The organism is Paenibacillus xylaniclasticus, from assembly GCF_004001065.1.
Classification (GTDB): Bacteria; Bacillota; Bacilli; order Paenibacillales; family Paenibacillaceae; genus Paenibacillus_T; species Paenibacillus_T xylaniclasticus.
Genome location: NZ_BIML01000033.1, coordinates 39,610 through 47,325, shown reverse-complemented (window position 1 = coordinate 47,325; position 7,716 = coordinate 39,610). Strand labels below are relative to the sequence as shown.

The 7,716-nt window shown below is 48.0% G+C and carries 8 protein-coding genes and 1 pseudogene; 8 read left to right on the top strand and 1 reads right to left on the bottom strand.

All coding sequences use genetic code 11. The features are described from left to right. Nucleotides 1-670 (bottom strand): annotated as a pseudogene (locus PXY01_RS19605) (IS256 family transposase); the annotation flags it as partial. Nucleotides 671-800: 130 nt separating this feature from the next. Between PXY01_RS19605 and PXY01_RS19600 the strand changes: the two are divergent. From PXY01_RS19600 to tnpC, 8 genes are all read left to right on the top strand, one after another. Continuing rightward, nucleotides 801-1,370, top strand: coding sequence for a TetR/AcrR family transcriptional regulator (locus PXY01_RS19600; RefSeq protein WP_127572433.1), 570 nt, complete (start codon nt 801-803; stop codon nt 1,368-1,370). Nucleotides 1,371-1,399: 29 nt separating this feature from the next. Beyond that, nucleotides 1,400-2,494 (top strand): serine hydrolase domain-containing protein, encoded by a 1,095-nt coding sequence (locus PXY01_RS19595; protein ID WP_127572431.1) that lies wholly within the window; start codon nt 1,400-1,402, stop codon nt 2,492-2,494. Nucleotides 2,495-2,948: 454 nt separating this feature from the next. Next, nucleotides 2,949-3,392 carry a histidinol dehydrogenase gene (locus tag PXY01_RS23390; RefSeq protein ID WP_127572429.1) on the top strand — a complete coding sequence of 148 codons (444 nt, stop codon included), beginning with the start codon at nt 2,949-2,951 and terminating at the stop codon, nt 3,390-3,392. Next, nucleotides 3,295-3,873, top strand: a complete 579-nt coding sequence (locus tag PXY01_RS19585; protein WP_164744506.1) for a histidinol dehydrogenase — start codon at nt 3,295-3,297, stop codon at nt 3,871-3,873. The genes PXY01_RS23390 and PXY01_RS19585 overlap by 98 nt, the downstream gene beginning before the upstream one ends. 95 nt (nt 3,874-3,968) lie before the next feature. Continuing rightward, nucleotides 3,969-5,336, top strand: coding sequence for an ammonium transporter (locus PXY01_RS19580; protein ID WP_127572425.1), 1,368 nt, complete (start codon nt 3,969-3,971; stop codon nt 5,334-5,336). After that, a complete protein-coding gene (gene tnpA, locus PXY01_RS19575; RefSeq protein ID WP_127572423.1) occupies nt 5,323-5,646 on the top strand; it encodes an IS66 family insertion sequence element accessory protein TnpA in 324 nt (107 codons plus the stop codon). Before PXY01_RS19580 ends, tnpA begins: the two co-directional genes overlap by 14 nt. Then, nucleotides 5,640-5,993 (top strand): IS66 family insertion sequence element accessory protein TnpB, encoded by a 354-nt coding sequence (gene tnpB / locus PXY01_RS19570; RefSeq protein WP_127572421.1) that lies wholly within the window; start codon nt 5,640-5,642, stop codon nt 5,991-5,993. Before tnpA ends, tnpB begins: the two co-directional genes overlap by 7 nt. 70 nt (nt 5,994-6,063) lie before the next feature. After that, nucleotides 6,064-7,629 (top strand): IS66 family transposase, encoded by a 1,566-nt coding sequence (gene tnpC, locus PXY01_RS19565; protein ID WP_127572419.1) that lies wholly within the window; start codon nt 6,064-6,066, stop codon nt 7,627-7,629. Nucleotides 7,630-7,716: the final 87 nt, after the last annotated feature.

Genomic DNA, 7,716 nt, shown 5'->3' with positions numbered 1-7,716 from the left:
CCCGATCCGGGAAAAAGACAGAGAATTGCAGCAGCATTTGTCCCCAGTTTTGTACTCGCCCCGTCCATTTTCGTACAACGTCCATCGTAGCGAGGTAGAGCATTTTGAGGAGGGCTTCATCGGATGGGAAGATGCTCTTTCCCTTTGTGACTTTGCGGAGTTGCCGATGATAGCTCTCGATTATATTGGTCGTATAGATGAGCTTTCGGATCTCGGGCTGGTATTTGAAGAAGGTTGCGAGCTCGTCCCAATTGTTGCGCCACGATCGTACAATGAGCGGATACTTTGTGCCCCATAGTTCCTCAAATCGATCCAGCTCGATTCGCGCCGCTTCTTCGGTTGAAGCTTTATAGATCGGTTTAAGGTCAGCGGTTACTTTCTTTAGATCCTTATAGGAAACATAACGGGTGGAGTTGCGGATCTGATGAATGATGCATTTCTGAATCTCGGTTTGCGGATAGCAAGCATGAATGGCCTCTGAGAAGCCTTTCAGGTTGTCAACACAGATGATGAGGATGTCCTGTACGCCGCGATTCTTGAGCTCGTTCAATACGCTAAGCCAGAACTTCGAGGACTCGTTCTCACCGATCCACATGCCCAGTACGTCCTTATTTCCATCCAGATCAATGCCGATCACCATGTACGCTGCTTTGTTGACAATGGCACCCTTTCTCACATAAACCAAAAAATTCACAAAAAAGGTGTTGACAAACGAAACCAGCAATATGTAATATTTGATACATAACATATGATTTATATCGATTGATATATATTGATCGTTCATTTGGAGGTTAAAGAGGTTGGCACCAAAAAATAAGTTTACGAAAGAACAGATCATTGACGCGGCGTTCGAAATTGCTAGGACAGAAGGAGTAGATGCCATAACCATCCGCAAGGTAGCCGATCAGCTAGGGAGCTCGATTGCCCCGATTTATGTCAATTTCAAAGAGGCCGGAGAGCTAGTCGAAGAGGTGTACAAGAAAACCTTCGAGATTAGCAGACAGATTTTGAAGGAGCAAAACTCAGGGAAGCCGTTCTATGATATCGGTGTGGCCAGCATTCGATTTGCAAGAGAGTATCCCGTGCTGTTTCGCGAGCTTGTGATGAAGAAGAACGATCATGCGAAGCACAATGACGAAGAGACGCAAGGCTTCATTAAGATGATGAGAATGGATTCTACTCTTCATGGATTGTCTGATAATGAATTGCTTGTCATCTTTCTAAAGATGAAAACCTTTCAGGTTGGGATGAGCGTTATGGTGGCGAATGAACTGCTGCCAGAGAGTTTTACAGAGGAACAGATGATTCAATTAATGAGCAGCGCCGCAGAAGATGTAATCAGCGCAGCCAAACGTCGTGCAGAACAATAAAATTTGAAATATTATAAGGAGTTATGATAATGGAGAAGGCACAGGTACAAAGGCAAATCGAGCAATTCTTTAATGAGAAAGTAGACAAGGACCCTAAAGTACATCATGCATTATTACATGTACATTCAGAAAAACACGGCATAGATATTAATATCGCCGCTGGGGAAGAATCTATACACGCACAACAACCATATTATATCGCCAGTGTTAGTAAACTCTTCGCGGCTGTTCTTGTTGGACAGTTAGTTGAACAAGGGCTTTGCTCTTATGAGGATAAAATTTCACAGTATTTAGAGGAAGATCTATTAAAGGATCTGCATATTTACAAGGGGAAAGATTATACGAACGAGATCGAGATTAAACATTTACTAAATCATACCTCTGGATTACATGATTTCTTTGAGGATCAGCCAGTTAAGGGAAAATCAATGCCTGACTTGCTAGTTGATGAACCGAATCGAGCATGGACCCCGCTTAAAGTGATTCATTGGGCGAAGGAGAATATGAAGAATCACTTCCCGCCAGGTAAAGGATTTCATTATTCGGATACAGGATATCATCTATTAGGGTTCATTATAGAGAAAATCACAGGGTTACCATTCCATGAAGTGCTAAGAACAAATATTTTTGAACCACTAGAGATGAAGCATTCCCATTTCTCTCGTACTGCACCTGTAGAAGCTAGTCCATACGAGGTTGCAAAGTTATACATACGTAACACGGACGTCACGAATAACAAGAGTCTGGACATCTTGCATGCTGGCGGCGGAGTCGTATCCACTACTAATGATTTGTTAAAGTTTATGAAAGCCCTCGTAAATGATCAGATTTTAAAGAAAGAAACGATTGAACAAATGAAAGCCGACTGTGGGAAATTCTTTGTAGGAATTGATTACGGCTACGGAGTAATGAATATAAAAACAGTTCCTGTGTTAATGCCAGCAAAATATAACTCTTGGGGCAATGCTGGCTCTACCGGTTCGTTTATGTTCTACCATCCTGCAACGGATGCTTATCTGATCGGGACGTTGAACCAGTTTGGATACGGTCCCAAAGGGATAAGGCTAATGCTTCAAATTGTGAATATGCTTCTAAAGGCTGCGAAAAAATCTATAGCAATATAAAATGAAAACAGCGTTACACACAGTGTTGGTACATTAATTTCTCCAGACACATTCCCTCTCCTATATCAATAGTAGTTCACTGCGATACTTCTTTTCTTAGTACGAAAATTCACCTTGGTTGAGTGGATACAGCGTTCCTGCAGGGGAGGGTGGAGCAGCATTACTTAATTCTTAGATTCGTTCGACAACTTGTTCGTCAAATAACAGGAACTTTTCACAAATAGTGGATTACAATATATAATATGTCCAAGTATGGTTGAGGAGGATATCTCAAATGAACCGTTGTATACTTGTATTAACACAATCCTATAACCATCATCATAGTTAGGCGTTTGTATGACGGAATTTTTCCGTAGGTACAAACGCTTATTGGCGTTATACCTACGGACTTGAAGCATAAGAGTCATGTAGGTATTTTTTATCCTACATGGCTCTTTGTTTAAGGTAGAGAAAAATGCAAAATTCAAGCCTTATATTCAAGATCCCTGAACAGAATGAACGACTTACAGAGAGTTTCAAAACCCATAAAACGTTATTCAACAGAGAGGTACTGAATGGAGTTTTGACCATTTTCGATGAGGTGGCCAATAAGGGGGATGAGGGAATTAGAAGTATGACAACGAAGTATGATGGAGTTGATTTGAATGAACTGGTTCTTTCAAATGATTATGTTGAAGAATGTGTATCCATGCTGTCGCCCACATTACGCTCAGCTATAGAACAAGCAATTAATAATGTGCGAGACGCTAATTTGGCTATGTTTGTTAACCAATGGACTTGGAGACCAAGGACCGGTAGCAGTGGCAAAGCTTGCGGGAGCGGATCAATTTGTGATCGGCAACGGAGTATCTATAATTGCTGGGTTTGCACAAGGTACGAGTTCCATTCCAGAAGTTGATGGGATTTATGGACCAGGACCAGGCGGGATTGCGGCGGCAATGAGTGTGGCCATGACATACGGCAGAAAGAGTGTGTTAGGCATCGGACCGACCGAATGTATTATATTCGCAGATGAATCGGCCGATCCGTTAAAAATAGCTTATGAGTTAATTAATGAAGGGGAGCATGGCCCCGATTCTTCTTCTATTCTGGTTACCACATCGATAAACCTTGCCCATAAAGTAGAAACCCATCTTTGGAAATGTATAGATGAGGTCGAAGAGAAACGGAGACAATACTTATTAAATGTCTTCGGTTCTAATGGTAAGGGAGCAATCGTTGCTGCATCCAACATTGACGAAGCGATTGAATTTATTAATTGGTTTGCACCAGAACATTTAAGACTAATAGCTGAGGAATATTGGCGCATAATGCAGCGAAGCGGGAAAAGGCTCGCTTCTTTTTTTTTTGACCATAAAGGGACATGCGCCAGCCATTGACTGAAGTTGATCGTAATCCTGCGAATGAAAAATGTTTAAGATGTTTGACATTGTAAAGCTGAGGAATAAGCATTTATAGATTTTCCTCTATATTTATGTTATATTATGTGACATGTAACTCAGATTTTCGAGTGATATCATTGGATTGTTTTGTTTATGCTCCTTTAATGTCAGGAAATATATCGCAAAGTTCGGAGGCTTCTATGGAAACGTCTACGGTTAGTTTGCAGATAGGGCTGGATTTTCTTTGGTTGTTACTGGCGACAGCGCTGGTTTTTTTTATGCAGGCAGGATTTACTCTGTTGGAAGCTGGATTTACCCGTGCCAAGCATTCCATAAGTGTCGCCATGAAAAATGTGGCTGATATCATGATTACGATGATTTTGTTCCCCCTAATTGGCTTTCCCTTGATGTTTGGCATATCCGAACACGGATGGTTCGGATGGGGTGAATTTTTTTTCAACGGAATGGGTGAAGATCCGTGGCATTGGGCGTTCTTGCTGTTTCAGACCGCGTTTGCCGGAACGGCGGCGACGATTGTTTCTGGGGCGATCGCTGAACGGGCTCGGTTTGTGACCTATTTGGTAGGAACGGCGATTGTAACGGTGCTCATTTACCCGGTTTCCGGCCATTGGGCATGGGGCGGGTTGTTCCATACGGATCAACAGGGTTGGCTTGCTGAGCTGGGATTTATCGATTTTGCCGGTTCGACTGTCGTACATTCCGTGGGCGGTTGGGTAGCGCTGGCCGCTGCGATCGTCGTCGGTCCCCGTCTAGGAAAATACGACGCAGAAGGCAGGCCGAACCGATTCCCGGCTTCTAACCTGATTCTTGCCTCGATGGGTGTATTCATTCTGTGGTTCGGATGGATCGGGTTTAATGCCGGATCGCTCGGCACAGTCGATACGGATATCGCCTTGATTGGCCTGAACACATGTCTGGCCGCGGCAGCCGGCGGATTCGTTGCGATGCTCGTAAGTTGGTTTGCCGATCGCCTGCCGGGTCCGGAATATATATTGAACGGCGTCATCGCTGGACTTGTTTCGATTACGGCAGGCTGCCATATGATCTCGCCGTCCGGGGCCCTGCTAGTCGGTGCAATTGCAGGTGTCGTGGTCGTTATCGCCATGCGATGGATCGAAAGCAAACTGAAGGTGGACGATGTTGTTGGCGCCGTTGCCGTCCACGGTGTGTGCGGGGTATGGGGCACGCTGGCTGTGGCGCTGTTCGGTAATTCCGCTTCTCTGACCGCAGGTTCCCGCCTTGAGCAGCTCGGGGTGCAGGCAATGGGTGCGGGCGTGGTGTTTCTCTGGGCATTCGGGTTAGGGCTGGCAGTTTATTATCTTTTGCACAAGACCTTAAAGCGTAAGCGTCAAACTGTCCCCACCTTCAAGCGGTCGGAGTTAAGTGAGACAATGGAGGCACCCGAAATCGTAAGGAGGTTACCTCATGACAGCACATGAAGAACGACGGCAGCAATGGCAGGAGCGAATCGCTGAATACCAGGCTAGCGGTCTGACCTTGAAAGCTTGGTGCGCAGCCCATGACTGCACCGTCGACCAAATGAAATACTGGCTCTACAAATCCAAGAAAAGTGACTCCTCCACTCCAGTTCCGGCTGCACGCTTCATTCCTCTAACCGTGGCCGATGAAGTGAAAAGTCCTCCCCTCCTTCTTCGGATCGGTCATGCCCAGATCGAACTTCGCAGCGGCTTCGATCCTCAGTTACTTCGCGACGTTGTACATGTATTGACGGAGGCGGCGTCATGTTAACACTCCCGAATGCCCAGCACGTCTATTTGGCCTGCGGACCCACGGATTTGCGAAAGTCCATCGATGCACTTGCGGCTCTCGTGCAGGAGGGCTTCGGCTTGGATCCCTTTGCGCCCAGTCTCTTTGTATTCTGCAACCGCCAGCGAGATAAGCTGAAGATGCTGCTGTGGGATCATAACGGCTTCTGGCTGTTGTATCGGCGACTGGAGCGAGGTACGTTTCAGTGGCCATCCGGCCGAGAAGGGGTCATGACGGTCTCCAGCCGCGAGTTGCGCTGGCTGTTGGATGGGCTGACGCTGGAACAACGCAAGGCGCATCCGCCGGTACGGGTCCAAACGGTCATTTAGCAAGATGAATTGCCTTGGTTTCGCCATAATTCCCGATAGGAATCGCCGGCGAGATCGAGAATGAGTAGGTATGGACAAACGGACGAAATCCCCTACAACAGCGGAAGAACAACTGAATAAACTCATGCGTGAAAACGAGGAACTCAAGGCCAAACTGCGCTGGTACGAGGAGCAGTTAGGGCTGGCCAAGCGTCGGCAGTTTGCCTCCTCCAGCGAGCAAACGCACCCGGACCAACTGTTGTTGTTCAACGAGGCAGAGGCCGAGGCCAATCCCTCCAAAGAAGAGCCCGTATTGGAGGAAGTCACTTACACGCGCAAGAAGCGCAAGGGCCAGCGCGAACTGAAGCTGGATGGTCTAGGCATCGAACGGGTGGAACATCGTCTGCCGGAAGCGGAGCAAACGTGCGCTTGCTGCGGGTGCGCATTGCATGAGATGAGCACCGAAGTGCGTCGCGAACTCAAGGTCATTCCGGCCGAAGTGAAAGTCGTTGAGCATGTTCGCTATGTCTACGGTTGCCGCAACTGCGAGCGGAACGGCACGGAGACGCCGGTTGTCACGGCGCCGATGCCCCGCCCCGTTCAATCGGGCAGTCTTGCTTCGCCTTCCAGCATGGCCTATATCATGAGCCAGAAGTATGTGGAAGGGTTGCCGCTCTACCGTCAGGAACAGCACTGGGCTCGTTTCGGAGTTGAGTTGTCCCGGCAGACGATGGCCAACTGGATGCTTCATGGCGCCCAGTGGCTCCGCTTGGTGTACGATCGGATGAAGGCGCATCTGCTGATGCAGGACATCGCCTACGCTGACGAGACAACGTTGCAGGTGCTGCGGGAGCCTGGACGGACTGCCGAGCAGAAATCATACCTGTGGCTGTATCGAACCGGCCCCTTTAGTCCGGCGATCGTCCTGTACGAGTACCAACCGACGCGGTCGGGCGAGCACCCGAAGCGGTTCTTGTCGGGATTCGAGGGTTACTTGCACGCGGACGGATACGACAGCTACGACCAGGTCGCCGGTGTGACGCGAGTGGGCTGCTGGGCGCACGCCCGGCGCAAGTTTTTTGAGGCAGTTCAGGTACTGCCGAAACATACAACGGCCACCAGCACCGTGGCGCAAGAGGGATTAGACTTCTGCAACCGCCTTTATGCGATTGAGCGCCAGGCCGAAGGACTGCTGCCGGAACAACGATTTGCCATCCGCCAGGAGAAAAGCCGACCGGTGCTGGATGCTTTTTTGGCATGGCTACAGATGCAAGAGGCGAGAGTGTTGCCAAAAAGCCTGATCGGAACGGCGATTACTTACTGTGTGAACCAATGGGACAGGCTGCAAGGCTATCTCTTGGATGGGAGGCTGGAGATCGATAACAATCGAAGCGAGCGCTCCATCAAGCCGTTCGTCATTGGTCGGAAAAACTGGCTGTTTGCCAACACGCCGAAGGGAGCTCAGGCTAGCGCGATCATCTACAGCTTAGTGGAGACGGCTAAAGAGAATAGGTTGCATCCGTTTTACTATCTCACGCATTTGCTGGAGAAGTTGCCGCAGTTGCCGAACCCACAAGATGAACAGGCACTAGACGTCCTGCTCCCATGGTCGCCTACTCTTCCTTTAACTTGCCGCGTGTTTACTTCTACAAAATAACTTATCCGAGTCTCCATCTGCTGTCTAGGTGGGGACTATTTTACGCTTACCTTAAAGCTGCGAGTAAGCAGAGAAGACGAGCAAGTA